Raw genomic sequence first — 25,333 nt, forward strand, 5'->3', positions numbered from 1 at the left:
TTGAGCGCCCTGCAGAGACACACCTTCTACGTGGACACCTGCCAGCCCAGCCCACTGTGCAGCCGGTGCTCCAGCACCTCGATGGGCACCGGGCGGCTGAACAGGTAGCCCTGCCACAGTGTGCAGCCGTGGCGCTCCAGAAACGCGCGCTGCGCCTCGGTCTCCACCCCCTCGGCAATCACGTCGATGCCCAGGCTCTGCGCCATGCCGATGATGGTCTGCACGATGAGCGCGTCGGTGTGCTGGATGCCAATGTTGCGCACAAAGCTCTGGTCGATCTTGAGCTGGTCCAGCGGCAGCCGCGTGAGGTACGACAGCGACGACTGGCCGGTGCCGAAGTCGTCCATCGAAAAGCGCAGGCCCAGCGCGCGCAGTGCATTCATCTTGGCGATGGTGTCGTCCACGTTGTCCAGCGCCAGACTCTCGGTCAGCTCCAGCTTCAGGCGGTCGGGCCGCGCGCCGGTCTGCCGCAGCACGGCCACCACCTGCTCCATGAAGTCGGCCTGGCGGAACTGGCGCGCGCTCACATTCACCGCCAGTTGCAGGTCGGCCGTGGCAGGGTGGTCCTGCCAGCGGCGCAGCTGGCTGCAGGCGGTCTGCAGCACCCACAGGCCGATGGGCAGGATCAGCCCGGTCTCTTCGGCCAGCGGGATGAACTCGAACGGCGGCACCATGCCGCGCGCCGGGTGGTTCCAGCGGATCAGTACCTCGGCCCCCACCACATGCTTGCCGCAGCCCACCTGCACCTGGTAGTGCAGTGTGAACTGGCCCTGTTCCAGGGCCGTGCGCAGATCATTCTCCAGCGCCGCGCGGGCAGTGACGGCGGCCTGCATGCGCGGGTCAAAAAAGCGGATGCCATTGCGCCCGGCGGTCTTGGCAGCATACATGGCCAGGTCGGCGTGCTTGACCACATCTTCCACCGTCTGCGCCTGGCCGCTGAACAGCACTGCGCCCACACTGGTGGTGCTGTGCACATGGTGTGATGCGAGCTGGTAGGGCTGGTTGAGCGCGGCCAGAATCTTTTCGCCCACCATCTGCGCCTGCTCGGCAGCGTCCGTGGCGAGTGCGCCCAGGTCTTCCAGCAGCACCAGAAACTCGTCACCACCCAGCCGCGCGACGGTGTCACCTTCACGCACACAGGCCGTCAACCGCTGGGCCACCTGCTGCAGCAGCACATCGCCCATGTCGTGGCCCAGGGTGTCGTTCAGGGTCTTGAAGTGGTCCAGGTCCAGGCACAGCAGCGCCCCTTGCAGGCCTGAGCGCGCACTGGTGGCAAACGCCTGCTGCAGCCGGTCCATCATCAGGCGGCGGTTGGGCAGGTGGGTGAGCGGGTCGTAGAACGCCAGGTGCTCGATCTCCCGCGCCGCAGCCGCGCGCTGGGTGATGTCATTGAGGGTGGCGACATAGTGCGTGAGCACCCCGTGCTGGTCCGTGACGGCGGTGATGGCCATGAAGTGCAGGTTCACCTCGCCGCTCTTGCAGCGGTTCCACAGCTCGCCCTTCCACTCGCCAGTGCTGGCCAGGCTGGCCCACATGGCATCAAAAAATGCCTTGTCATGGTGGCCCGAGGCCAGCAGGCTGGTGCGGCGGCCCACCACCTCGTCGGCGCTGTAGCCGGTGATGCGGCTGAACGCGCGGTTGGTGCGCAGGATGAGGGTGTCCGCGCCGGTGACGATCATGCCCTCCTGCGACTCGAACGCAATGGCGGCAATGCGCAGCTCGTTCTCGTCGCGCTTGCGGGCGGAGATGTCCTTGCCCACGCCCCGATAGCCACAAAACACACCGTCGTCATCAAACACGGGCGTGCCGCTGATGGACACCCAGTACGAGCAGCCCTGCTGGTCGCGGCGCTCGAACTCGAAGTCGCGGAACTCCTGGTGGCGCTCCAGCAGCGCGCGGTGCTCTTCCCACAGCGCGTCGCTCATGCCCGGTGCGGCCAGCTCCCAGCGCGTCTTGCCCATGTGCAGCGCGGCCTCCTGCACCAGTCGGTCATCGGCCCGGCCTTCCACATGCGTGAGGCGAAACTGCGCGTCCTGCTCCCAGTACCAGTCGGACGACAACGCGGTGAGGGTGCGAAAACGCGCCTCGTTGTCCTCCAGCTTGCGGCGCACGCGGTAAGACTCGCTCACGTCGCTGAACACCAGCACCACCCCCACGATCTGCCCCTGGGAGTTGCGAATGGGAGCGGCGCTATCGGCAATGTGGTACTCGGCGCCATGCCGGGCCTGCAGCGTGGTGTGGTTGCTCAATGCCACCACCTGGCCCCGGTCCATCACCAGCTGTACCGGGTCCACCTGCGGCTCGCGGGTACCGGTGTTGATGATGCGGAACACCTCGGGCAACGGCTGGCCCATGGCCTGTGCCAACGGCCAGCCTGTCAGGCGCTCGGCCACCACGTTCATGCGGGTGATGCGGCCCTGCGCATCGGTGGCGATCACGCCATCGCCGATGGAAAGCAGCGTGATGGCCAGGTTTTCTTCGCTTTGGCGCAGTTCGGCCTCGGCTTTCTGTCGCGTCAGGGCCATGCGGTCAAACCGGCGGCCCAGCTCGGTCAGCTCCTGCAGGCCCGTGGCGGGAACTCGCGATACATAGCGCCCCTCGGCCAGCTCGTCCGTGGCGTGCATCAGGCGCCTCAGGGGCCGCATCACGCCGCGCCGCACGCCCACCTGCGCCACGGCAAATGACAGCACCAGGCCGCCCAGCAAGAACGCCATCTCGGTCCACATGCGGCTGTTGGCCGCGGCGTACAGGTCGTCCAGCGGCACGGCCAGGCTCATGGTGGCCACCGGTTTGCCGCCCGCCTCGATCAGCGGCTGGAACACCACCAGCTCTGGCACACCATCAGGGCGGTACCGCTGGCGCTGCCCCTGGGGCGTTTGCAGCACCAGGGCGCGGAACTCGGCATCGGCAAACGGCGCCCCCAGCTCGCTGGCGTCGGGGGGATAGCGCGCCAGCACGCGCCCCTCAGGGTCGGACACCCGGGCCACCGCGCCGTCCGGCAGCCCCAGGTCGGTGAGCCGCCGGCTCCACCACTCCAGCGACACCACCGCCACGGCGGCCGCCACCACCTCCTGCGTGCCGGGCGGTATCACCGGGTAGGCAAAGTTGACACTGGCCACCTGGGCGGCACGGTCCACCTGGAAGCTCCCCACCGCAAAGTCCCGCCCCGAAATCGTCTGCTGAAAATATGGGCGGTTGGCGACGTTGACAGGCGCCTTGAGCGGACGCGCATTGCACAGCAGTTCGCCGTCCGCCCGTGGCACGCCAATGTTGACGTAGGTGGCATTAAGCGACAGCACTTCGGCCAGGTAGCGCCCGCACTGGGGCACTGAAGGGTCGTGCACCTGCGGCATGGCGGCCAGCTGCTGCAGAAACTGGCGGGTGTTCTGGATCAGCCGCTGCTGGGTGGCAGCCACCGACTGCAGGGTCTGCAGCGCGCGCTCTTCGGCCGCAGCAATCGCATCTGTGCGGTGGGCCCGTGCCTGGTACACCACCAGCAGCACCGCTGGCAGCGTGGCCCACAGCACCAGCCAGCGAATCCGCGCAGACAAGGTGCTCCACATTCCAGCGACCCATGAGGGCATACCGACCTTTCTGTGCAAGAGAAAGAACGCTTGAGCACATATCTGCCGACAGCCGCTGACCAACGGGCAGACATGTTTCGTCACATGTTACTGCCCATGGTCGGAAAAGGCATTCACGATTTGCGCAGGGTTGCCCGCAGCGCCAGAAAGTGGTTACCTGCGGAACCTTGAGCGGCTCCGCCGTATCATTGAAGCATGCGTCGCGGCTTTTTCTTCCTGCTGATGGTGGTGCTGGTCCTTCGGGGCCTGACGGGCACGGCCATGGCGGCGGGCATTGTGGCTCCGCTGCTGCCTGCAGGCGCCGCGCAGCATACCGAGACCCATCAGCTTACGGCGGAAGGCATGGCCCACGACCAGGGCCATCCCCACGATCATTCCGCAACCCTGGCGCAGGCCGAGGGCGTGGCACCCGCCGACGCCCACGCCCACCATGGCGCCCCGGCCGCTGAGCCCGGCATCGACCACACCGCCAGCCACTCTGCGGCCTGCCAGAACCCCGATGCGGGCTGCAAATCGGGCGACGACCACGACCACCACAGCGCCAGCTGCTCGGCCTGCGAAATCTGCCACTCGGCCATGCTGGGCCTGCCCGCATCGCTGACCCCCGCCCCCCTGCCCGCCGGAGCCCTGCTGCCCCTGGCCTCCGCGCAGTTTGACAGCGCCCCTGCGGCGCTGGCCATCAAACCACCCATCGCCTGATCTCCGACGCCCGAAGTGCGTCTGCCATAGCCTGATGGCCCCTGAACAACGGGGTTCGTTGGGCGGCAGCGCACTGTTTTTTCGTTCGTTGTCTGGAGATCGCCATGCGCGCCCCTGCCATTTTTCTCTCCTCGCCGTCGCCCCGGCCATCGTGGCCGATGCGACTGGCTTGTCTTGCCCTGTTGTCGCCCTTGCTGGCGCAAGCCCAGGGCCCATCTGCACCCGACGCTACCCGCGCCGATGCGCCCACGCCCCCCCTGCCGTACACGGCCATGCCGCCGCAACCCCCGCTGGTGGACGCCTTGCCCACACCCCAGGCCTGGCGCCAGGCGCACGAGGCCGTGGGCGCGTTCCCGCGCGGCCATGCGGACATCGTGGCCTGGGAGGCGCAAAAAGGCTCGGCACCTACTCCCACGCCCGCAGCCTCCACCGATACCTCCATGCCACACCATCCCCAGGGCATGCAGCACGGCATGCCGCATGGGAAGCAGCACGGCACACGCCATGAAATGCATCACGGAAGCCCGGGGAGTGCCCACCCCGCCCACCACCCCGAGCAGAAGGGCAAGCCATGATCAGCACCCATCGCCTCTCCATACTGGCTGCCGCCGCCCTGCTGGCAGGCTGCGCCAGCGTGTCGCCCGACGGCCTGCGCAGTGATGTCGCGGCCCTCACTGCGGGCCGTACCGCCGGTGTGCCCCAGGCGGCCTTGCCCGCCACGGACCCGAGCGCTCGCGCAAAGGCCCAGCAGTCCGTCGACGGCTGGCTCGCACAACCCCTGACACAAGACGCCGCCGTACGCATTGCCCTGCTCAACAACCCCGGCCTGCAAGCCCGGCTGGCCGCGCTGGGCGTGGCCGATGCCGAGCGGGTGCAGGCCATCACGCTGCCCAACCCGCACCTGACTCTGGGGCGTTTCACCAACAGCCAGGAACGCGAGATCGAACGCACCCTGGCCTTTGGCCTGATGGACCTCATCACCCTGCCCTGGCGCACCCAGCGCGAGGCCGAGCGCCTGCAGATTGCCACGCTGCTGGCCGCGCAGGACGTGGTGCAACTGGCCGCAGACACCCGCCGCGCCTGGCTGCGGACGGTGGCCGCTGAGCAGGTGGCCGCCACGCACGACCGCATGGTGGAAGCCGCCGAGGCAGGGGCCGAGCTGGCGCACCGCATGGCGCAGGTGGGCAACTGGAGCCGCCTGCAACAAGCCCGCGAACAGGCCGTGCTGCACGAGGCCACCCGCCAGCGTGCCCGCGCCCGCCTGGCCGCCGCCACCGAGCGTGAGCAGCTCAACCGCCGCATGGGCCTGTGGGGGCAGCAAACCCAATACCAGCTGACCCAGCAGCTGCCGCCCCTGCCCGCCACCGCCTTACCCGCCGATGGCATCGAAGCCACCGCGCTGCGCGAGCGGCTGGACGTGCAAGCTGCCCGCCGCCAGCTGGACACCCAGGCCACGCGCCAGGGCTGGAGCCGTGCGGGCGCCGTGTTTGGCGACATTGGGCTGGCATACAGCCGCAACACCGCGACCGAACGCGACACCGGCCGCAGCGACATCAAGCGCGGCTGGGAGATCGAGCTGCCCCTGCCCCTGTTCGGCTGGGGTGGTGCAGCCCGCACCCGCGCCCAGGCCGAGGTGGAGCAAAGCGCCGCCCAACTGCAAGACACCGCCGTGCGCGCCCGCAGCGAGGTACGCGCCGCCTGGCTCACCTACCGCACGGCCCTCGACCTGGCGCGCCAGCAGCAGGCTGAAGTGGTGCCCCTGCGCCAGCTCATCGCCGACGAGACCACGCTGCGCTACAACGGCATGCTGGCCAGCGTGTGGGACATGCTGGCCGAAGCGCGCAACAGCATGCAGGCCGTGGCCAACGCCATCGAAGCGCAGCGCGACTTCTGGCTGGCCGAGACCGACCTGCAACTGGCGCTGACCGGCACCTCGCCCGGCGCACTGCAGGGCCTCACCTCCGGCGCCGCAGCCTCCACCACCCCACAAGGCCACTGACATGAACCGCCGCAATTTCTTTTCTGGCGCCGCCACGGCCGTGGCCGCAGCCTCCGTCAGCCGCGTGGCCCTGGCCGCGCTGCCCGAGCCCGCCACACAGTCCAGCGCCGGCACCGCGCCACCGCTGCACCCGCCCACCGGCCGCCCCTACAACCCCGTGGTCACCCTGAACGGCTGGACCGCCCCCTGGCGCATGAACGCGGGCGTCAAGGAGTTCCACCTGGTGGCCGAGCCCGTGGTGCGCGAGGTGGCGCCCGGCTTCATGGTCAACATGTGGGGCTACAACGGCCAGAGCCCCGGCCCCACCATCGAGGTGGTCGAGGGCGACCGCGTGCGCATCTTCGTCACCAACCGCCTGCCCGAGCACACCACCATCCACTGGCACGGCCAGCGCCTGCCCAACGGCATGGACGGCGTCGGTGGCCTCACCCAGCCCGCCATCCAGCCCGGCAAGACCTTCGTGTACGAGTTTGTGGCGCGCCGCCCCGGCACCTTCATGTACCACCCGCATGCCGACGAGATGGTGCAGATGGCCATGGGCATGATGGGCCTGTGGATCACCCACCCCAAGGGCAGCCACCCGCAGATCGCCAAGGTGCAGCGCGACTACGCTTTTTTGCTCAACGCCTTTGACGTGGAGCCCGGCAGCATGACCCCCAAGGTCAACACCATGCTGGACCACAACATCTGGTGCTGGAACAGCCGCGTGTTCCCTGCCATCAGCCCGCTGGTGGCGCGCCAGGGCGAGCGCGTGCGCATCCGCGTGGGCAACCTCACCATGACCAACCACCCTATCCACCTGCATGGGCACGAGTTTGAAGTGACCGGCACCGACGGCGGCCCCGTGCCCAAGAGCGCGCGCTGGCCGGAGGTGACCACCGACGTGGCCGTGGGCCAGATGCGGCAGGTGGAGTTCATCGCCGACGAACCCGGCGACTGGGCCCTGCACTGCCACAAGAGCCACCACACCATGGGCGCCATGGGGCACGCCGTGCCCACCATGATCGGCGTGGACCACCGGGGCCTGGTCGGCAAGATCCAGAAGATCGTGCCCGACTACATGGTGATGGGCGAGCGCGGCATGGCCGACATGGGCTCCATGGAGATGCCGCTGCCCGACAACACCTTCCCGATGATGACAGGCACCGGCCCCTTCGGCCCGCTGGAGATGGGCGGCATGTTCACCACGCTCAAGGTGCGCGCTGACCAACCCGCAGGCAGCTATGCCGACCCCGGCGACTTCAGGCAGCCACGTGGCACCCAGGCCTTTGAATGGCAAGGCGCCCCGGCCGCCACACCACGCCCTGCACGCACCGACACCCCGGGCACGGCCCCGGGCGCGGCCAATGCACGCAAGCCGGCTGCCAGCGGCCACCAACATTGATGCCAACGATCACCATGAACACTATTAAATTCATAGCTGCCTGGGCAATATGCACTAGCGCATTCGGCACTTTTCCTGCCTATGGGCATGAAAACATGCCCCACCGCACCTCCACAGGCCCCGTGGTCAAAGAGCAAAAAGACTGGGGCATTGCAGGCGATGCCCAGCAGGTGCGCCGCACGATCACCGTGCGCATGGGCGACGACATGCGGTTCAGCCCCCGCCACATCGAAGTGCGCGAGGGCGACACTGTGCGGCTGCGCGCACAGAACAAAGGCCAGGTGCTGCACGAGATCGTGATCGGCACCAAGGCGGAGCTGGACCAGCACGCCGAAATGATGAAAAAGCACCCGGGCATGGAACACGACGAGCCTTACATGACCCATGTGGCGGCAGGCAAGGCCGGCGACATCGTGTGGCACTTCAACCGTGCAGGCAGCTTTGACTTTGCCTGCCTCATCCCCGGCCATTACCAGGCCGGCATGACCGGCACCATCACCGTGCTGCCCCGCCATCCATAACGCCAGGAGAAACACCATGACCCTCCAACGCCCTCGGGCTGCATCCGCATCCATGACCGCGCTCCCCAGCCCTGCCCGCCGCCAATGGCTGGCCACCACTCTGCCTCTGCTGGGCGCGGGGTTGGCCGTCGCTTTGCTGCCGGTTGGGTCCCGCGCCGCCACCAACACGCCCACACCGCTGGAAGTGTGGAAAGACCCCAACTGCGGCTGCTGCCAGGACTGGGTGGACCACATGCAAGCCAACGGCTTTGCCGTGAAGGTGCATGCCACCGGCAACAACGCCGTGCGTGCCCGCCTGGGACTGCCGCCAAAACTGGGTTCGTGCCACACCGCGCTGGTGGGCGGCTACCTGGTGGAAGGCCACGTGCCCGCCAGCGATGTGCGCAAGCTGCTGCAGCAAAAGCCGAAGGCCCTGGGCCTGGCCGTGCCGGGCATGCCCGTGGGATCGCCAGGCATGGACGGCGCCGTGTATGGCGACCGGCGCGACCCGTACGACGTGCTGCTGGTGGCCCACGACGGCAGCACGCGCATCTTCAACAGCTACAACAAAAAGGCATCCACATGACCCAGCACTTCTTCTCCATCCCGCTGGCTGCCGCCCTTTTTGTCCTGGTTGCAGGGCCCGCCCTGGCGCAGGCGCCCGCAGGGGCTGCCGCAGACAGCCACAGCAGCCACCACCCCGCCGCCACCGCACCGTCCGCGCCACAGGCGGAGTTGAGCGAAGGCGAAATCACCCGCTGGGACCCGCGCACCCTGCGCCTGACCCTCAAACACGGCGAGATCAAGAACCTGGAGATGCCGCCCATGACCATGGTGTTCCGCGTGGCTGACGCGGGTGTGGTGGGCGACCTGAAACCCGGCGACAAGGTGCGCTTTCGGGCCGAACAGGTCAGCGGCGCCTACCACGTCCAACGGATCGAGAAAGCGCCCTGACGCGACTCCACGTGCAGCGCCAGGGCCCTGATGCTGCGCAACTGTCGCCCTGCCCCAGGGCACCATAATCACCAGCCATGAGTTCTCCACACGCAATGGCTGGCGACGCTGGCAGCATCACCCGCGTGGCCGGCATCGAGGTCGGCCACTTCACCGAAACCCGCCGCCCCACGGGCTGCACCGTCATCATCACCCGCGAGGGCGCCGTGGCCGGGGTGGATGTGCGCGGTGCCGCACCCGGCACGCGCGAGACGGATTTGCTCCACCCCTCCAACCTGGTGGACAAGGTGCACGCCATCATGCTCGCGGGCGGCAGCGCCTGGGGGCTGGATGCCGCCACCGGCGCCGTGCGCTGGCTGGAAGAGCGCGGCGTGGGTTTCGACGTGGCCGTGGGCCGCCTGCCCATCGTGCCCGCCGCCGTGCTGTTCGACCTGCTGGTGGGCGACATGCGCGTGCGCCCCGATGCCGCGGCAGGCTACGCGGCGTGCGAGGCCGCCTCCACCGCAGACCCGGCCGAAGGTAACGTGGGCGCGGGCACCGGTGCGGCGCTGGGCAAGATCTTCGGCATTCAGCGTGCGATGAAGGGTGGCATCGGTACCGCCTCCGTCACCGTGGACGGCGTCACGGTAGGTGCCCTCATCGCCTGCAATGCGCTGGGCGACGTGATCGACCCCGACACCGCGCAAGTGATTGCCGGTGCCCGCACCGACGACGGCCTGCGTTTGCGCGACACGCGCCGCGCCCTGCTGCGCGGCGACCCGCCCCAGCCCCTGCTGGCGGGCACCAACACCACCATCGGGGTGGTCGCCACTGACGCGGTCATCACCAAGGTGCAGGCCCACCGCCTGGCCGTGGCCGCTCACGACGGGCTGGCCCGCAGCATCAACCCCGTGCACACCATGTCGGACGGCGACACCCTGTTCAGCTTGGGCACGGGCCGCAGCGGTAAGAGCCCGGGCATGATGGTGCTGGCCACCATGGCGGCCGAGGCCACGGCCATCGCCACAGCACGGGCGGCACGGGCGGCACGGGCGATCACCACCGCCGAAGGCCTGTACCTGCCCGCTGCCGCCGACCTGCGGTAGGCCGGGACTACGGCGTCGCCTTCGCGCTGAGCGCCACCTCCCCCCTATCCAGCCTCGGATCCAGCCGGGGCCATGGGCTGCCATTTAGCGCCCACTCCTCCACACCTATCCAAAACCATCTGGCCGGCGGATACTGTGCGCAAAACAACCTTTGCGCATGTCGCTGTTCCGAGTTCAATCGGAGCATGGGGTGATCTGCGGCGCTGCCGATGCTTGCAATAGCTGCGACTGTGGCCGTTTTTCCTCGCAGGCCTTTTCATGCACCGAGCGCGCATTCCCTGCGCGGCAAGCACCGAGGCCCCCGGTGCTTGCGCTACTTGCTACTTACCTGTTAGGAACATGTTCTCGATCTGAATCTAGCCAATTTTTTGAGGAGAAAAGCATGCGACTGTCGAATCTGCGAGTCGGTTTGCGCATGGGCCTGGGTTTTGGCCTTTTGCTGACATTGGTGCTGGCCATGGGGCTGTTTGCCGTGAACCGCGTCAATCGGGTGCAAGGCAGCGTGGAGGACCTTGCCACCAATTGGTTGCCCAGCACCCAGCAGTTGGCAGGCCTCAACGAAGCGCTCAATCAAATGCGCCGTGCCGAGCTGCAGGTGCTGCTGGGTGGCGGTGACAAAGCCCTGCAAGAAGAAAGTGCGCGCATAGACAAGCAGTGGACCCTGGTACCCAATCTGCTGCAGGCCTACGCAAACACACTGGACGACGACGCAGAGCGCAAGCTTTTTGACACCTTCAAAGCTGCGGTCGAACGCTACAAAGGCACCCAGAGCCAACTGCTGGCCCTGGTGCGGGACGGCAAGGGCGATGAGGCCCTGGCGTACCTGCGGGGCGATTCACGGCAGGCATTTCGTGCAACCACCGACGCCATTGGCAAGCTCAACCAGCGTAACGACGAAGGGGTGGAAAAGGCACAGCAAAAAGGCACCGAGAGTTACCGCGCGGTGCTTTGGGGCATCTGGCTGATGGTTGCAGTGGCCTTGGCCCTCGGTGCCGCCATTGGCTGGGTGCTGACACGTTCGCTCACCATTCCTCTGAGTTTTGCGGCGGGCACCGCCGATCGCATCGCTGATGGCGACCTGACGGGCGAAGTGCATTCGTCGCGCGGCGATGAGTTGGGTGACTTGCTGCGCGCCCTTGCCCGCATGCAACAGGCCCTGAACGAATCCGTCACGAACGTGCGTCGCAGCGCCGACAGCATCGCGACTGCCAGTGAAGAGGTGAGCAACGGCGGGCAGGACTTGTCAGTACGCACCGAGGCGGCGGCCGCCAGCATCGAGGAGACATCCGCAGCGCTGCAGCAAGTCACCGAAACAGTGCGCCACAGCTCAACGTCTGCGCAGCAGGCTCACCAGTTGGCGTCGGCAGCTTCGACCGTGGCCGTCCGGGGCGGTGAGGTGGTGGCACGCGTGGTGAACACCATGGATGGCATTCAATCCTCATCGCGCAAGATTGGAGACATCATTGGTGTGATTGATGGCATTGCGTTTCAGACCAACATCCTGGCCTTGAATGCAGCCGTGGAAGCGGCACGGGCCGGGGAGCAAGGGCGCGGGTTTGCGGTGGTGGCCACCGAGGTGCGAACGCTCGCGCAGCGCAGCGCGCAGGCAGCACGGGAGATTAAAGAGCTGATATCAAGCTCGGTTGACCAGGTGGAAGGCGGGGCGCAGTTGGTCGGGGAAGCTGGCCGAACAATGGATGAAGTGGTGGGCTCGGTACAGCAGGTAAGCCATTTGATTGGCGAAATCGCCAGCGCCATCAAGGAACAGACCCAGAGCGTGGTCGAGGTCAACACCGCCATCTCTCAACTGGACAGCATGACCCAACAGAATGCCGCACTGGTGGAGCAATCTGCTGCTGCGTCAGAGTCGCTGCGCGACCAGGCCGGGCGGTTGATCGAGGTGGTGGCGCGTTTCCGACTCAAGGCCGGTTGAACCAGGAGGACACCCTTTAGTCATCCTGCCAATGAATGGGTGATGGGGGGCATGCCCTTCAGCCTGCTGACCCGCACGACGACCCGGCCTGCAGCCCCGCCACCGGTTTGGCGCGGCGATGCACTAGAGACATTCAGGAGCGCGGCGCAAGGCTTGCAGAGCCTGCTGCGCGCGGTCAAAAAAAACTTTGACTGGGCCGGAAAGTCGCCCAACATCAATGACCACAACACGCCACAGGCCCCGGCGGGGGTGCACTGTGGCGCCCCGCACTACCAGAGCACATGTGGCTGCTGGCTCACAAGCCTAAAAACATGGCGCTTTTTCCCGCACAAAGCGCATCATCGTCATCACCAGCTGGAGGGCCTTTTGTATGAACGTCCTGCAAAACCTGAGCATCAAGACGCGTCTTGGCATTGGTTATGTAGTTATCACCAGTGCCTTGATCCTGGTGGCCATCATGGGCCTGCACGGAGAAGCCAAGACGCAGGAGAGCCTGGACAACCAGGTCAATCACCTGAATGTGGTCAAAAGCCTGGGTAACCAGGTGTTGGATGCTGCGAATGCGCGGGCCATCTCGGCCCGCAATCTGATGATTGCCGGGTCGAAGGAAGATGCCGCTGCTGAACTCCGGCTCATCGGCGCGGCGCACGACCGCATGGGGCGGGCGCTCAAGAGCGTGGAGGAAGCCCTCCAGGCAGCTCCACCTGAGACGGCCCCGTTGCGCAGCCTGCTGGCCCAGATCAAGGAGACGGAAGCCGCCTATGGACCGGTGGCGCTGGAGATCACGCGGCTTGGCAGCCAGGGCGAGAAGGACGCAGCGATCCAGAAGATCAACACGGAATGCCGCCCCCTGCTGACCAAGCTGGTGAGCAACATCGGCGTCTTCCTGGCCGAGAGTGACGCCATCAGCAAACGGGCCAGCGAGCAGTCGATGCGCCAGTTTGAATCGCTTCGCTTGCAACTGGTTGTGCTGAGTGTGGCAATGGTGGCGTTTGCCTGCGTGCTGGGCATCGCCACCATGCGCTCCATCGTCAGACCCCTGAGTGAGGCCAGTCGGGCCACGCAGGAGTTTGCGCGGGGCAATCTGGCCACGCCGCTGGTGGCGCAGGGCAAGGACGAAATCGCCACGGTGGTTGCCTCGATGGAGGCCATGCGCCAAAACCTGTCGAACCTGGTGGCGGGGGTCCGCCAGGGGTCGGAAAGCGTCTCTACCGCCAGCGCCGAGATCGCGCAGGGCAACCAGAACCTGTCGATGCGCACCGAGCAACAGGCCAGTGCGCTGCAGCAAACCGCAGCGTCGATGGAGCAACTGGGCTCGACCGTGAAGCAGAACGCGGACAACGCTATCAATGCGAATCGGCTTGCGCAATCAGCCTCGACTGTCGCGCAGCAGGGGGGCGAAGTGGTGGCCATGGTGGTGGCCACCATGAAGGACATCAACGACTCCAGCCGCAAGATCAACGACATCATCAGCGTGATCGATGGCATTGCGTTTCAGACCAACATCCTCGCGCTGAATGCCGCCGTGGAGGCCGCACGCGCAGGCGATCAGGGCCGGGGCTTTGCTGTGGTGGCCAACGAGGTGCGTAACCTGGCCCAGCGCAGCGCCGCCGCCGCCAAGGAGATCAAACAACTGATCACCGAAAGTGTGGGCCGCGTGGAGCACGGCACCGCCCTGGTGGACAAGGCAGGCCAGACCATGACCGAGGTAGTGGCCAGCATCCGCAACGTGACGCACATCATGGGCGAGATCAGCGCTGCCAGCTCTGAACAGAGCGCGGGCGTCACGCAGGTGGGTGAAGCGGTCACGTTGATGGACCAGGCGACCCAGCAGAATGCCGCGCTGGTGGAGGAAATGGCGGCCGCCGCTTCGAGCCTGCGCGGGCAGGCCGACGACCTCGTGAATGCCGTGGCGGTCTTCCGGATTCACGGTAGCGGGTCGTCACTGCTGCTCAAGTAGCGCCCTCGTCCCGTCCTGCCGCGCCATCCAACAGGGCGGGATCAATCTTGCGCCGAGCCACGTGGTGAAACGGCTGGCTGCGGGCGCATGCCGGCCAGCAGATCATTCAGCGGCATGGCACGGGCAAACTTCCAACCCTGGGCTTGGCGCACACCCCGGGCAATCAGGAAGTCCACCTGGTCCTGAGTCTCGACGCCCTCGGCAATCAGTGCCAGCTTGAGCATGTGGGCCATTTCGATGATGTGGGTAGTCACCGGGCTGATGGCGGCTTGCGCGCCGATGCTGGCGATGAAGATCCGATCAATCTTGAGGGTGTCGATGTCGATGGACTCCAACATGGACAGGCTGGAGTAACCCGTACCGAAGTCATCCAGCGCAATCGATGCACCGATCTGCCGCGCAGCCTGCAGCGCGGGCCGTGCAGCCTCGATGTCCACCAGCCCGCGCTCGGTAACCTCCAGCATGAGCGCGCCCGGCGGCATCTCCATGGCGCTGAAGCGCCGCTGCAGGTACTGCACGGGTCCGTCGGCCACCAGGTCCTGGGGCGAGAGGTTCAGGCTCACATGAAAGCCCGGGCGTGCCTTGAGCATCTCGGGCAAGTCGGCGAGCACCACATCCATCACGTACCGCGTGATGTGCACGATCACCCCGGCCTTCTCCGCTTCTGCAATGAATTCATCCGGGGGCACCAGGGTGCCGTTGCGGCGACGCCAGCGCAGCAGAGCCTCCGCCCCCACCCACTGGCCGGTTTCCAGATCCACGATGGGCTGATAGAGCACGAAGAACTCGCGCCGGCGCAGGGCCGCCCGCAGTCTGACGCGGGGCGACAACTGCCACCGGGTGAGCATCGCGACGCCCAGCGCAAACAGGGCACTGGCCACCAGCCCCAGGGGTGCCAGGATCAGCGCCTGGGCCTTGAGCCCTTCGTGGGCCAGCGCCTTGGGAGCTGCCGCGACCGCCGCCACATTGTTTTCCTTCGACACCCGGAAGACGATGTAGTGGGTCTCGCTTTCAGCCACGTTGTTCACATGGGGCGTGTAGAGGTTCAGCCACTGGGTATCCAGCGGACCTTTGGACCGGATCAGCGCCCGGGGCGTGCTGATCAGAAGCCCCAGCGCGACATCCGCATGAAGCACAGGCATGTCAATCACGATGCCCGGGTGAATGATCACCGCATGGCCGTTGCGGGCGTAGATGTTGAAAGGCTGCTCCGGGGCAAAGGGCAGGCGGGCGCCAATCCAGGTGGAAATACCCGTCGAGGTGACCATGTGGTTGCCGGTGAGCGGTACCACCTCATTGCCCGTGGTGAGCGTGCTGCAGACTAGCGCTCCATCCCTCACCGCCCCCATGCCCTGCAGATAGAACGAGGTGCCCACCAGCTGCTGCATGCGTGTGAGGCTGGCCTGGCTGCAAGCGGGGTGCGGATCTCCGTCCAGATCGTTGAGCGCCGCCACCAGCTGCTGGCGCGAGGCCACGCCGCGTCGCAGCACCTCGTCCGCCAACGAGGTCAGATAGGCGACCTGGTCTTCCTTGGCCTGGCGGTGGGCCACCCACAGGGATGCAGCAATGGGGATGAGCGCCGCCAGCAGCAGTGGGATGGAGGCAACGACATAGAAGCGTTTCATCGGACACGGCAGTGGATGGGTAGTACAAAGGCAGACAAGGGGCTGCCCCAGCGCGACGCCATCATGCACGAACAGTCCTCGCTGCTCCAGCAAGATTTCAACCGATGGCGCCCCTGTCGCCGGGCGCACAAGCATCAGACCGTCCTATGATGCCGGTGACGGTTGGTGCCCTGGGCCGGGGCCCACTGCGCTACACCCATCCCCATGGACCCTGATCGGAACAAGGAGAGTGAACCCATGAGAGACCAGGCCTTTCGGAAACATGCATGGCTGCTATGCCTGCCATTGCTCGTGAGCACCCCGGCGGCACAGGCGCAGGACCAGTTGGTGGATTTGCAGTCCAGCGGCGGCTACACCTCCTACCGCCTCGCGGACGACGTGACCCAGGTGGATCTGGTGGAACAAACCCAGGGGGCCTGCCGCTTCAACCGCACCTGGGGCTACGACCTGACCAATCGCGAGCTGTGGACCAACGGTGGTTGCGGGGGACGTTTCAAGATCACACGCACCTATGCATCCGGTAGCAGCAGCGGCTCCAATGCCGGAGCAGCTGTGGCGGCCGTGGCGGCCATTGCCGGCATCGCGTTGCTGGCCAACCACAACCGGCACGACAACGACCGTCGCCCCGAGTACCCGGACTACCCCGGCCAGGGCGGGGACTGGGGGCGCGAGATCCGGGTGGACGGCCGTCTGTGCCTCGACGTGAGGGGTGGCAAATTCCAGCCCGGCACCACCCTGCAGGTGTACGAATGCAACGGGACGGCGTCCCAGCGTTTTGCGGTGGGGCGAGGCGGCGAGATCCGGGTGCGCGACCTGTGCGTGGACGTGGACCGAGGCGACCCACGGGACGGCGCGCGGGTGGTGCTGTGGTCCTGCTCGGGCTCGCGCAGCCAGAGCTGGTCGACCCTGGGCGGGCAGATCGTGAGCCAGCTCAACGGCAAATGCCTGGATGTAGACGCAGGCCAGGTCCGCCCTGGGGCACACACCATGGTCTGGCCCTGCAACCGCAGCCCCAGCCAACGCTGGTGGTGGTAAGGAGGTCCCATGCAAACAACTCTTCACTGGATCTGTGCAGGCGCCTGCGCCCTGGTGCTGGCAACAACGACGCACGCGGCCTATGCGGCCGACACCTCCATATCGTCGCCCACCACGCCACCACGCCCTGCCAAGGCGCACAAACCGGTGGCGCCAACCCTCACCCACCGGCTGCAGGCCATCTGCTCGGCAGCCGATCTCAATCATGACGGCAACGTGTCGCTGGACGAGTTCCACCAGGACATCGTGCAGAGCTGGCACAGCCTGGGGCCCGATGCAGAGGGCTACGTCCATCTCTCCCAGCTGGGCCAATTGCCCCGCATCGGTAAAGGCCAGCTGAGGCGGCTGGCGGCAGCCGACAAGGACGGGGACGGAAAGCTGTCGTTCAAGGAGGTGGTGCAGGCACGCATGGCCTACTTTGAGGCAGCGGATGTGGACCAGAACGACATGCTCTCGTTGCAGGAATGCATGGCCTATGAGCGCCAACGCAGGCGCCTGCCGCAGTAGGAGCCCTCGCTGGCCGGCGGTTTCAGTCCTCCAGCTATCTGAGACCTGGGCGACTCCCGGTGCGGGATGCCCGGAGCTGGTGCGCGTCGCCGCCACGCCTGCCTGGATAATCCACCGGCTCGCTGATAGCGAGATATGGTTCCGGGACCACCCAGGGGCCCCGTCACCCCATCCAGGCATACCACCGCCCCGTTTCGCTCTGTTTGTCCATCCCCCATGCCCAAGGCCTTTCGCAACACTTTCCTCACCCTGCGCGATCTGTTTGTGTCGGCAGGCCCCCTCGCCTTCTTGGCGGTCGGCCTGCTGGTGCTGGCCTATTGGTGGCTCAACCCCAATCCCCCCAAGACGGTGACCCTGGCCACAGGCCCTGCCCAAAGTGCCTATGAGGAGTTTGGCAAACGCTACCAGAAGGCGCTGGCGGCCGACGGCATTGATGTGGTTTTGCTGCCCAGCGAGGGCTCATCGCACAACCTGCAGCTTCTGCGCGACGGCCAGGCCAATGTCGCTTTTGTACAGGGCGGCACAGCCGAACTGCAACCCGATGATCCGGACAACCTGGTATCGCTGGGCAGCCTGTTTGTAGAGCCGCTGTGGCTGTTCTACCGCACCGATACAGCAGAGCGCATGCACAACGCACCCCGGCTCGATGGCCTGCGGCAGCTACGCGGCTGGCGGGTCAATGTGGGGTCGGAGGGCAGCGGCGTGCCCACGCTGATCGAGCGGCTGCTGCAGGCCAACAAGGTGGAGCCCGGCGCAGTCAAGCTATCGCGCCTGGAACAGACGCCCGCGACGGTGGAGTTTTTGGCGGGGAGGCTCGACGCCTTGGTATTTGCCTCGGCGCCTGAATCCCTGATGGTGCAGATGCTGCTGCAAACGCCTGGCGTGCAGCTGCTGGATTTTGCGCAGCACGAGGCCTACGCACGGCGGTTTCCGTTTCTCACCCCCGTGACCTTGCCACGCGGGGTGGTGGACCTCGCGGCCAACGTGCCCCAGCGCGATGTTCGGCTCGTGGCCACCACCACGTCCCTGCTGGCGCGCGACGGCACGCACCCCGCCCTGCTGACCCTGTTTGCCCAGAACGCACAAAAGCTGCACAGCGGCGCAGGCTGGTTCAACCGGGCGCGTGAGTTTCCCAACACGCGCGGCAGCGAGCTGCCGATTGCCAAGGAGGGCGACCGCGCCATGAACGAGCCGGTGCCCATGCTGCAACGCTACCTGCCGTTCTGGATGGCCAACCTGATTGAGCGCATGTGGCTGGTGCTGGGCATCTTGCTGGCCATCATGCTGCCGCTGTCGCGCATCGTGCCGCCGCTCTACCAGTTCCGCGTGCGGTCGCGGGTGTTTCGCTGGTATGGCCGCCTGCGCGAGATCGAAAACGACCTGGAAATGGGCAAAAGCGACCCCTCAACCCTGCTGCGCACCCTCGACGGACTGGAAGCCCAGGCCGAAAAGGTGAGCGTGCCTCTGTCGTATGCGGACGAGCTGTATGCCCTGCGCAACCACATCCACCTGGTGCGCAAAAAACTGCTGCGCGCGTCGGAAGGGGCTGGTGGATCTGCTGACCACAGCAGGCCGGGCGAAGGGATGACGAACAACAGCGTGACGGAAACAGGGAGTGCAGCAGGAACTGGGCGTTGACCAGCTCTACAGCTGCACAAGGCTGCTCGCGGCCTCAAGGTGGCACCCGCAGCGCGTGTCTGTGCGATCAGCGATTCTTGGGTGACTTGGCACCCGAAGCCGGGGCCAGGGGGGCGGATTTGGACAGCGGCGCCATTTTGGAGCCGAAGCCCGTACGGACCTCGGACGACTTGCGATCTGCCCCGCCCGTTTCCGTAGAGCCCGAAGCGCGGACCGCAGGCTTGGCGGGCTTGGGCGGCTGGGCCGGCACCACGCGCAGCGAGCCTTCGGCCGCCAGCTTGTCGCGCATGCGGCGGGTCATGGATTGGGTGCTGGCGTCCGGCGCAGTGAACAAAAACAGGGTGCCATGCGGGCTGGCCCAAGTCAGCTGGGTCCGCACCACCCGGCCATTGGTCACCAGCTCCACCCAGGCCCCGATGACAAAATCAGCGTAAGGGTCCGGGGTGTCCAGCGGCGCCTGGGCACTGTCCTGCGGTGCAGGAGCGGACGCCTCTGCCGATTCGGACAGCTCTGTCGCCCCCGGGGCCACTTCGGGCTCTCCCGCAGGGGCGGACACTGGGGCAGGAGCCGGTTTTTCAAAAGCGGCCTGGTGCAACGCCACGAGCCGCTGCAAGAATGCGCTGGTCTGCACCGCCGGGTAGTTGATGGTCTTGAGGCCCTTGCGCAGCTTGGCCAGCAGGCCGGGGATGGCGTCGTTGAGCCGGTCCGTCTCCTGGCGCGTGAGGTCAGGCTGAGCAGTCCACAGCAACACAGGAACCAGCGCCAGGTAACCGCTGGGGTCATCTTCCTGGCTATCGTCACTGCGCATCACCTGCGCCAGCGCCACCACGTCAGCCCAGGGGCCCGCCGCAAAATCCAGTACGTCCGACGGCACCTTGTCCACATCCGGCAGCTTGCGGATATCGGCTGCGATCTTCTCGGCCAGCAGTTCGCGCTGCTCCGCCTGCAATTTGGCTTTCTGCTCGGCCTCCTGCTGGGCCTTGATCTTTTGCTCCTGGGTGTCCCAGGCAGACTGCAGTGCCTTGAGCACGGTGTCGAACGGCCCCGCGTCCTTGACCTCATGGGCAGACAGGTGGCCCACAGCCTCGGTCACCAGTCGCATGAAGCGGCTGAAGCCAGGCTCTGTCTCGGCGGTGAATGCCAAGCTGCGCTGCGTAAGCTCATCAAGCAGGCGGCGCGCAGGGTGGCTGCTGTCGGTAAAAAACCGGCCGTCGTGGTGCACCAGTTGCTTGAGCGCAGGCTCCAGGCTCTTGACGGCCTGCTGCACAGGGGGCAGCAAACGGGCGTCCTGAGAGATGTTGGCCATCATGCGCCCCACCACCTCCACCGCCATGGCCGTGGACTGGGTAGCAGCCTCCATGGGCATGGCTGCATAGACCACCGGCGCAACGCCAGGCCCACGCCAGCCTGCGAGAGGCACGGGCAACGAGCCCGCCTGGCTGACAGTGGCCCCCCCGGCAAGACGGCCCACCAGGCGCTCCAGCTGCGCCATGTCTTCAATCGCTTCAGCGGCCGCACCCGACGGGTAGTAGCCCCCGGCCAACGACGACTGAGCGCTGGCGGCTCCCGCGCGGGGGTCTACCCAGACCGGCTGACCCGCGCCGCTGGGCATGACCACCGCCTGTGCGGGAACGGCGCCGTAGACCGGAGGAGGGGCAAATGGATCACCGCCCGCCAACATCTGGCGCAGGATGCCGACCGTGAGCAATGCCTCTTCGGCAGCGTCCACGGGCACGGGCACCATGGCACCCTGCTGGGAGTCGCCGCTCGAGCCTGTGCTGGGCCCCATACCACGCCCATAACCTGTGTTGCCATAGTCGCCCATGGGCGCGTTCATTGAGGGGCCGTACCCGGAATAACCGCCCCCGTAACCCGTACCGGGCCCGCCATAGCCAGACCCACCGTAACCGGTGCCTTGGCCGCGACCGCCGCCCGCAGGCGTGCCCAGCACTGCGTAGCCCACCGGCTGGACACCATGCTCACGCAAGCTCTGGGCGGTTTTTTTGTATTCTTCGGCCAGCAGCTTCCCGAGCAGGTCGCGCATGTGCTGCATCCACAGCTGCCGCACCTCGGCCGAGACGCCGGTCTCACCCACCACCTGCTGCAACGCACGGATGTAGCTCTCGGGCCGCAGCGGGTTGCGCTCGGGTTGCACGCTGCGCAAACCTTGCGCAGCGCTCACCAGGGTGTTGAGTTCGGCCAGTACGGCGTCGGTAGCATGCAGCGCAGACTGCTGGGCCTTGGACAGTTCCACCTGGGCCTGCATCTCGCTTTCGTCCATGAGCGAAAGCTCGCCAAAGTCCATGCCGGTGTCGTCGGCCGAACTGCGCCCCTTGGCGACCGCAGGGCCTTCGGCAAATATTTCCAGCAAGGCCATGGGATAGCCCTTGACCAGCGCAGCCTCGTGCTCGTTGAGCAGCCGCAGTGCATCGCTGAACAAATTGCGCTGCTGGATGTTGCGGCTGGCCGACTCCTCGCTGGTCAAGGCACTTTGGGTGACCTTGACGAGCTGCCCCATCAGGGCCTCGCCACCGCGAACGGCGTTGACAACGCAGGCGCGGAAAACGGCTCTCAGACGCGATGCGGGCAGGGACATGGTGGGAGGGAGGAATCGGACAAGAGGTTTCCAGATGCAATCCTACTTGACCTCGGCCTTTATTTGAGGGCCTTGAAACGCATCCGCTTGGGCTTTGCACCTTCTTCACCCAGCCGCTTCTTCTTGTCGGCCTCGTACTCCTGGTAATTGCCGTCAAAGAACGTCCACTGGCTGTCACCTTCGGCGGCCAGAATGTGCGTGGCGATCCGGTCCAGGAACCAGCGATCGTGGCTGATAACCAACACTGTGCCCGCGTATTCGAGCAAAGCGTCTTCCAGCGCGCGCAGGGTTTCCACGTCCAGGTCGTTCGAAGGCTCGTCCAGCAGCAGCACGTTGCCGCCAGCAATCAGTGTCTTGGCCAAGTGCAGACGGCCACGCTCACCGCCCGACAGCATGCCCACCTTCTTTTGCTGGTCGCCACCGTTGAAGTTGAAACGCCCTGCGTAAGCACGGCTGGCCATGGTGAACTTGCCGATGTTGATCATGTCCAGGCCGCCGGAGATGTCTTCCCACACGGTCTTGTCGTCCGACAGGGCATCGCGGTGCTGGTCCACAAAGGCCATCTTCACGGTCGAGCCGATCACCACCTCACCGCTGTCCGGCTGCTCGCGGCCCGCGATGAGCTTGAACAGGGTCGATTTACCGGCACCGTTCGGACCGATGATGCCCACGATGGCACCCGCTGGGATGGTCATGGACAGGTTGTCGATGAGCACACGGTCGCCGAAAGACTTGGTCACGTTGTGGAACTCAATGACCTGGGTGCCCAGGCGCTCGGCAACAGGAATGAAGATTTCCTGGGTTTCGTTGCGCTTTTGGTATTCGTAGTCGCTCAGTTCCTCGAAACGGGCGATACGCGCCTTGCTCTTGGCCTGACGGCCCTTGGCGTTCTGGCGCACCCATTCCAGTTCCTTCTTCAGGGCCTTGGCGCGTGCCTCCTCACCCTTGTTTTCAGATTCCAGACGGGCCTGCTTCTGGTCCAGCCAGGTGCTGTAGTTGCCCTTGTAGGGGTGACCGTAGCCGCGGTCCAGTTCCAAAATCCACTCCGCGGCGTTATCGAGGAAGTAGCGATCGTGGGTGATGGCCACCACGGTGCCCGGAAAGCGGTGCAGGAACTGCTCCAGCCAGTCCACCGACTCAGCGTCCAAGTGGTTGGTGGGTTCGTCAAGCAGCAGCATGTCGGGCTTGGACAACAGCAGGCGGCACAGCGCAATGCGGCGCTTTTCGCCACCAGACAGCAGCCCAACCTTGGCGTCCCAAGGAGGCAGGCGCAGGGCATCGGCAGCGATTTCGAGCTGGTGCTCGGAGTCAGTCCCCGCTGTCGCAATGATGGCTTCCAGGCGAGCCTGTTCAGCGGCCAGTGCGTCAAAGTCTGCATCGGCCTCGGCGTAGGCGGCGTACACCTCTTCCAGCTTGGCCTTGGCGGCAAACACCTCGCCCATGGCCTCTTCCACGCTTTCGCGGACTGTGTGCTCCGAGTTGAGCTGAGGCTCCTGGGGCAGATAGCCGATCTTGATGCCCGGCATCGGAATGGCTTCGCCTTCGATTTCCTTGTCCACGCCGGCCATGATCTTGAGCAGCGTGGATTTGCCCGAGCCGTTCAGACCCAGCACACCAATCTTGGCGCCCGGGAAAAAGCTCAGGGAGATGTCCTTCAAGATCTGCCGCTTGGGCGGCACGGTCTTGGAGACGCGATTCATCGAATAAACGTATTGGGCCATGGAGGGTTCTAGCTTGCGAAAGTGGGCAGGAAGTCTGCATCCGAGCAGGTTCAGAGGGCCATTTGGAGCATTCCAAAAAGACGCCGAACGCGCTCTCAAACCCTAGATTATCGGTCCATGCGACAATACCCCCGTTGTGGGCTCCAGTTGCCCGCCACATCAGCACACTGCTGGGGACGAAGGAAGCCACGCTTCCGGGCTCCCAATCCTGAACCTCATCAGCCTGAGACTGGCTCAGCAACCTCCCGGTTGCACGACAGGCGGATACCCAGCGCCCCGGACGGGCGCATCCAACGACATGACATTTGACGAACTGAACCTGGCTCCTGCCATCCTGAAGGCCGTGCACGAAACGGGCTATGAAACCCCCACGCCCATTCAGGCCCAGGCCATTCCCGCCGTTCTGGAAGGCCACGACCTTCTGGCCGGCGCGCAGACTGGCACCGGCAAGACCGCTGCGTTCACCCTGCCCATGCTGCACCGCCTCTCGCAAGGCACGGCACCCAAGAACAAGTTTGGCGGCAAGGGCATCCGCGCCCTGGTGCTGACCCCTACCCGTGAGCTCGCGGCCCAGGTCGAAGAATCGGTGCGCGAATACGGAAAGTACCTGGACATCAACTCCACCGTGGTCTTCGGTGGTGTGGGCATGAACCCGCAGATCGACCGCATCAAGCGCGGCGTGGACATCCTGGTGGCCACCCCTGGCCGTCTGCTGGACCTGCAGCAACAGGGCTTCCTGGACCTGTCCACCGTGCAGGTGCTGGTGCTTGACGAAGCCGACCGCATGCTCGACATGGGCTTCATCCACGACGTGAAGAAGGTGCTGGCCCTGGTGCCCAAGGACAAGCAAAGCCTGCTGTTCTCGGCCACCTTCAGCGACGAGATCCGCGAGCTGGCCAACACCCTGCTCAAGAACCCGCAAAGCATCCAGGTCACCCCGCGCAACACCACGGTGCAGCGTATTTCGCAAGTGATCCATCCTGTGGGCCGCGGCAAGAAAAAGCAGGTGCTGCTGCACATCATCCAGCAACACAACTGGAGCCAGGTGCTGGTGTTCACGCGCACCAAATTCGGCGCCAACAACGTGGCCGAGTTCCTGACCAAGAACGGTGTGCAGGCCATGGCCTTGCACGGCAACAAGAGCCAGAGTGCCCGTACGCAGGCCTTGGCGGGCTTCAAGAGTGGCGAGATCCGTGCCCTGGTGGCCACAGACATCGCCGCACGTGGCATCGACATCGATGACCTGCCGCACGTCGTCAACTACGAAATCCCCAACGTCTCCGAAGACTATGTGCACCGCATCGGCCGCACGGGCCGCGCAGGCGCTACGGGCGAAGCCGTGAGCCTGGTCTGCATGGACGAAGAAGGTTTCATGATGGACATCGAGCGCTTTACCAAGCAGCAGATTCCTGTCCAGGTGATCGAAGGTTTTGGCCCAGAACCCGGCGAGAAGGCGGAACCCATCGCCATGGGCCGCCAGACCATCTGGGGCGGCGCAGGCAAGCCCCCGAGCCGTGATGTGATGCAGGCAGCCGCCAAGGCCGCCCGCAGCGAAATGATGGAGCGCATCCGCACCAACAAGGCAGGCCAGGGCGGCGGCCAAGGTGGGGAGCGCGGCCCCCGTGCAGGCAACGGTGGTGGCGGTGGTGGCCGTTCCGGTGGCGGAGCTCCACGCAACGCCCAGGGTCCAGCCGGCGGCGGCCGCGGAGGCCAGGGTGGTGGCCGGGGTGGTGCCCGTGACGGCGCCGCCCAGGCACCTGCGCGCGGCCGAGGCCCACGCCCCGAAGGCGGCGGTGGTCATCGCTACGATGACGCACAACCCCCCCGCGCCAATGCGCACCTGGGCACACACCTGGGTCACAGCAACCCAGGCCATCGCAGCTCGGGCCACGGTGCGGGCGGTCAGCCCGACCCCATGCGCACCAGCGTGGACAGCATGGCTGAACGCGGCCGCCGCGGCGGCGGCGGTGGTGGGTATCGCAACTCTGGAGGTGGCGGCTATGGTGGCGGATCAGGCACGGGTGGCGGTGGTGGCCGGGGCAACGGGCCTCGTGGGCCAGGCGGTCCTCGCGGCTCTTTTAACCGCTGAGACGCGCAAAGCGCCCCCTGCCAA

At 66.0% G+C, this 25,333-nt stretch carries 18 protein-coding genes; 14 read left to right on the top strand and 4 right to left on the bottom strand.

Features of this window, described 5'->3' with window-relative positions:
* Positions 1-26: 26 nt before the first annotated feature.
* Positions 27-3,584 (bottom strand): EAL domain-containing protein, encoded by a 3,558-nt coding sequence (locus ASD75_RS14395; protein WP_235511625.1) that lies wholly within the window; start codon positions 3,582-3,584, stop codon positions 27-29.
* A 195-nt stretch (positions 3,585-3,779) separates the two neighbouring features.
* Here ASD75_RS14395 and ASD75_RS14400 point away from each other — a divergent pair, with 195 nt between their 5' ends.
* The 10 genes from ASD75_RS14400 (at position 3,780) to ASD75_RS24190 (ending at position 14,098) form a co-directional block, all read left to right on the top strand.
* On the top strand, positions 3,780-4,283 hold the full coding sequence (locus ASD75_RS14400) for a hypothetical protein (RefSeq protein ID WP_056746598.1): 504 nt from the start codon (positions 3,780-3,782) through the stop codon (positions 4,281-4,283).
* A gap of 104 nt (positions 4,284-4,387) precedes the next feature.
* Positions 4,388-4,858, top strand: a complete 471-nt coding sequence (locus ASD75_RS14405) for a hypothetical protein (RefSeq protein WP_146871845.1) — start codon at positions 4,388-4,390, stop codon at positions 4,856-4,858.
* The gene (locus ASD75_RS14410; RefSeq protein WP_056746600.1) at positions 4,855-6,282 is read left to right on the top strand and encodes a TolC family protein; all 1,428 of its coding nucleotides are present in this window, start codon (positions 4,855-4,857) and stop codon (positions 6,280-6,282) included. The genes ASD75_RS14405 and ASD75_RS14410 overlap by 4 nt, the downstream gene beginning before the upstream one ends.
* 1 nt (position 6,283) lies before the next feature.
* Complete coding sequence (locus ASD75_RS14415) at positions 6,284-7,666, top strand: multicopper oxidase family protein (RefSeq protein ID WP_056746602.1); 1,383 nt, start codon at positions 6,284-6,286, stop codon at positions 7,664-7,666.
* A gap of 14 nt (positions 7,667-7,680) precedes the next feature.
* The gene (locus ASD75_RS14420) at positions 7,681-8,187 is read left to right on the top strand and encodes a plastocyanin/azurin family copper-binding protein (protein WP_056746743.1); all 507 of its coding nucleotides are present in this window, start codon (positions 7,681-7,683) and stop codon (positions 8,185-8,187) included.
* Positions 8,188-8,203: 16 nt separating this feature from the next.
* On the top strand, positions 8,204-8,752 hold the full coding sequence (locus ASD75_RS14425) for a DUF411 domain-containing protein (protein WP_233250591.1): 549 nt from the start codon (positions 8,204-8,206) through the stop codon (positions 8,750-8,752).
* Positions 8,749-9,120 (top strand): copper-binding protein, encoded by a 372-nt coding sequence (locus ASD75_RS14430; RefSeq protein ID WP_056064094.1) that lies wholly within the window; start codon positions 8,749-8,751, stop codon positions 9,118-9,120. Before ASD75_RS14425 ends, ASD75_RS14430 begins: the two co-directional genes overlap by 4 nt.
* A 77-nt stretch (positions 9,121-9,197) precedes the next feature.
* Positions 9,198-10,205, top strand: coding sequence for a P1 family peptidase (locus ASD75_RS14435; RefSeq protein WP_056064097.1), 1,008 nt, complete (start codon positions 9,198-9,200; stop codon positions 10,203-10,205).
* 382 nt (positions 10,206-10,587) lie between these two features.
* A complete protein-coding gene (locus ASD75_RS14440; RefSeq protein WP_082522468.1) occupies positions 10,588-12,138 on the top strand; it encodes a methyl-accepting chemotaxis protein in 1,551 nt (516 codons plus the stop codon).
* A 370-nt stretch (positions 12,139-12,508) separates the two neighbouring features.
* A complete protein-coding gene (locus ASD75_RS24190; RefSeq protein WP_056064101.1) occupies positions 12,509-14,098 on the top strand; it encodes a methyl-accepting chemotaxis protein in 1,590 nt (529 codons plus the stop codon).
* A gap of 41 nt (positions 14,099-14,139) precedes the next feature.
* On the opposite strand, the gene ASD75_RS14450 is transcribed toward ASD75_RS24190, so the two are convergent.
* Positions 14,140-15,723: an EAL domain-containing protein gene (locus tag ASD75_RS14450; RefSeq protein WP_056064104.1), complete on the bottom strand. Its 1,584-nt coding sequence runs from the start codon at positions 15,721-15,723 to the stop codon at positions 14,140-14,142.
* Between the two features lie 237 nt (positions 15,724-15,960).
* Here ASD75_RS14450 and ASD75_RS14455 point away from each other — a divergent pair, with 237 nt between their 5' ends.
* The 3 genes from ASD75_RS14455 (at position 15,961) to ASD75_RS14465 (ending at position 18,903) form a co-directional block, all read left to right on the top strand.
* Positions 15,961-16,758 carry a lectin gene (locus ASD75_RS14455; protein ID WP_056746603.1) on the top strand — a complete coding sequence of 266 codons (798 nt, stop codon included), beginning with the start codon at positions 15,961-15,963 and terminating at the stop codon, positions 16,756-16,758.
* 9 nt (positions 16,759-16,767) lie between these two features.
* The gene (locus ASD75_RS14460; protein WP_056746606.1) at positions 16,768-17,265 is read left to right on the top strand and encodes an EF-hand domain-containing protein; all 498 of its coding nucleotides are present in this window, start codon (positions 16,768-16,770) and stop codon (positions 17,263-17,265) included.
* A 216-nt stretch (positions 17,266-17,481) separates the two neighbouring features.
* Positions 17,482-18,903, top strand: a complete 1,422-nt coding sequence (locus tag ASD75_RS14465) for a TAXI family TRAP transporter solute-binding subunit (protein WP_056746608.1) — start codon at positions 17,482-17,484, stop codon at positions 18,901-18,903.
* Between the two features lie 67 nt (positions 18,904-18,970).
* Here ASD75_RS14465 and ASD75_RS14470 read toward each other — a convergent pair whose 3' ends face one another.
* A complete protein-coding gene (locus tag ASD75_RS14470) occupies positions 18,971-21,499 on the bottom strand; it encodes a DUF1631 family protein (RefSeq protein WP_056746610.1) in 2,529 nt (842 codons plus the stop codon).
* Between the two features lie 59 nt (positions 21,500-21,558).
* A complete protein-coding gene (gene ettA / locus ASD75_RS14475; RefSeq protein WP_056064117.1) occupies positions 21,559-23,220 on the bottom strand; it encodes an energy-dependent translational throttle protein EttA in 1,662 nt (553 codons plus the stop codon).
* A gap of 298 nt (positions 23,221-23,518) precedes the next feature.
* Between ettA and ASD75_RS14480 the strand changes: the two genes are divergently transcribed.
* Positions 23,519-25,309, top strand: a complete 1,791-nt coding sequence (locus ASD75_RS14480; RefSeq protein WP_056746613.1) for a DEAD/DEAH box helicase — start codon at positions 23,519-23,521, stop codon at positions 25,307-25,309.
* The last annotated feature ends 24 nt before the right edge of the window (positions 25,310-25,333 follow it).

The organism is Acidovorax sp. Root568 (assembly GCF_001427445.1).
GTDB classification, from domain to species: Bacteria; Pseudomonadota; Gammaproteobacteria; order Burkholderiales; family Burkholderiaceae_C; genus Acidovorax; species Acidovorax delafieldii.

What these genes read in the sequence shown, in the direction of transcription:
- ettA (WP_056064117.1), bottom strand. Translation starts at nt 23,220, where the DNA reads ATGGCCCAATACGTTTATTCGATGAATCGCGTCTCCAAGACCGTGCCG.
- ASD75_RS14425 (WP_233250591.1), top strand. Translation starts at nt 8,204, where the DNA reads ATGACCCTCCAACGCCCTCGGGCTGCATCCGCATCCATGACCGCGCTC.
- ASD75_RS14410 (WP_056746600.1), top strand. Translation starts at nt 4,855, where the DNA reads ATGATCAGCACCCATCGCCTCTCCATACTGGCTGCCGCCGCCCTGCTG.
- ASD75_RS14400 (WP_056746598.1), top strand. Translation starts at nt 3,780, where the DNA reads ATGCGTCGCGGCTTTTTCTTCCTGCTGATGGTGGTGCTGGTCCTTCGG.
- ASD75_RS24190 (WP_056064101.1), top strand. Translation starts at nt 12,509, where the DNA reads ATGAACGTCCTGCAAAACCTGAGCATCAAGACGCGTCTTGGCATTGGT.
- ASD75_RS14415 (WP_056746602.1), top strand. Translation starts at nt 6,284, where the DNA reads ATGAACCGCCGCAATTTCTTTTCTGGCGCCGCCACGGCCGTGGCCGCA.
- ASD75_RS14465 (WP_056746608.1), top strand. Translation starts at nt 17,482, where the DNA reads ATGCCCAAGGCCTTTCGCAACACTTTCCTCACCCTGCGCGATCTGTTT.
- ASD75_RS14420 (WP_056746743.1), top strand. Translation starts at nt 7,681, where the DNA reads ATGAACACTATTAAATTCATAGCTGCCTGGGCAATATGCACTAGCGCA.
- ASD75_RS14450 (WP_056064104.1), bottom strand. Translation starts at nt 15,723, where the DNA reads ATGAAACGCTTCTATGTCGTTGCCTCCATCCCACTGCTGCTGGCGGCG.
- ASD75_RS14470 (WP_056746610.1), bottom strand. Translation starts at nt 21,499, where the DNA reads ATGTCCCTGCCCGCATCGCGTCTGAGAGCCGTTTTCCGCGCCTGCGTT.
- ASD75_RS14430 (WP_056064094.1), top strand. Translation starts at nt 8,749, where the DNA reads ATGACCCAGCACTTCTTCTCCATCCCGCTGGCTGCCGCCCTTTTTGTC.
- ASD75_RS14480 (WP_056746613.1), top strand. Translation starts at nt 23,519, where the DNA reads ATGACATTTGACGAACTGAACCTGGCTCCTGCCATCCTGAAGGCCGTG.
- ASD75_RS14395 (WP_235511625.1), bottom strand. Translation starts at nt 3,584, where the DNA reads ATGCCCTCATGGGTCGCTGGAATGTGGAGCACCTTGTCTGCGCGGATT.
- ASD75_RS14405 (WP_146871845.1), top strand. Translation starts at nt 4,388, where the DNA reads ATGCGCGCCCCTGCCATTTTTCTCTCCTCGCCGTCGCCCCGGCCATCG.
- ASD75_RS14460 (WP_056746606.1), top strand. Translation starts at nt 16,768, where the DNA reads ATGCAAACAACTCTTCACTGGATCTGTGCAGGCGCCTGCGCCCTGGTG.
- ASD75_RS14440 (WP_082522468.1), top strand. Translation starts at nt 10,588, where the DNA reads ATGCGACTGTCGAATCTGCGAGTCGGTTTGCGCATGGGCCTGGGTTTT.
- ASD75_RS14455 (WP_056746603.1), top strand. Translation starts at nt 15,961, where the DNA reads ATGAGAGACCAGGCCTTTCGGAAACATGCATGGCTGCTATGCCTGCCA.
- ASD75_RS14435 (WP_056064097.1), top strand. Translation starts at nt 9,198, where the DNA reads ATGAGTTCTCCACACGCAATGGCTGGCGACGCTGGCAGCATCACCCGC.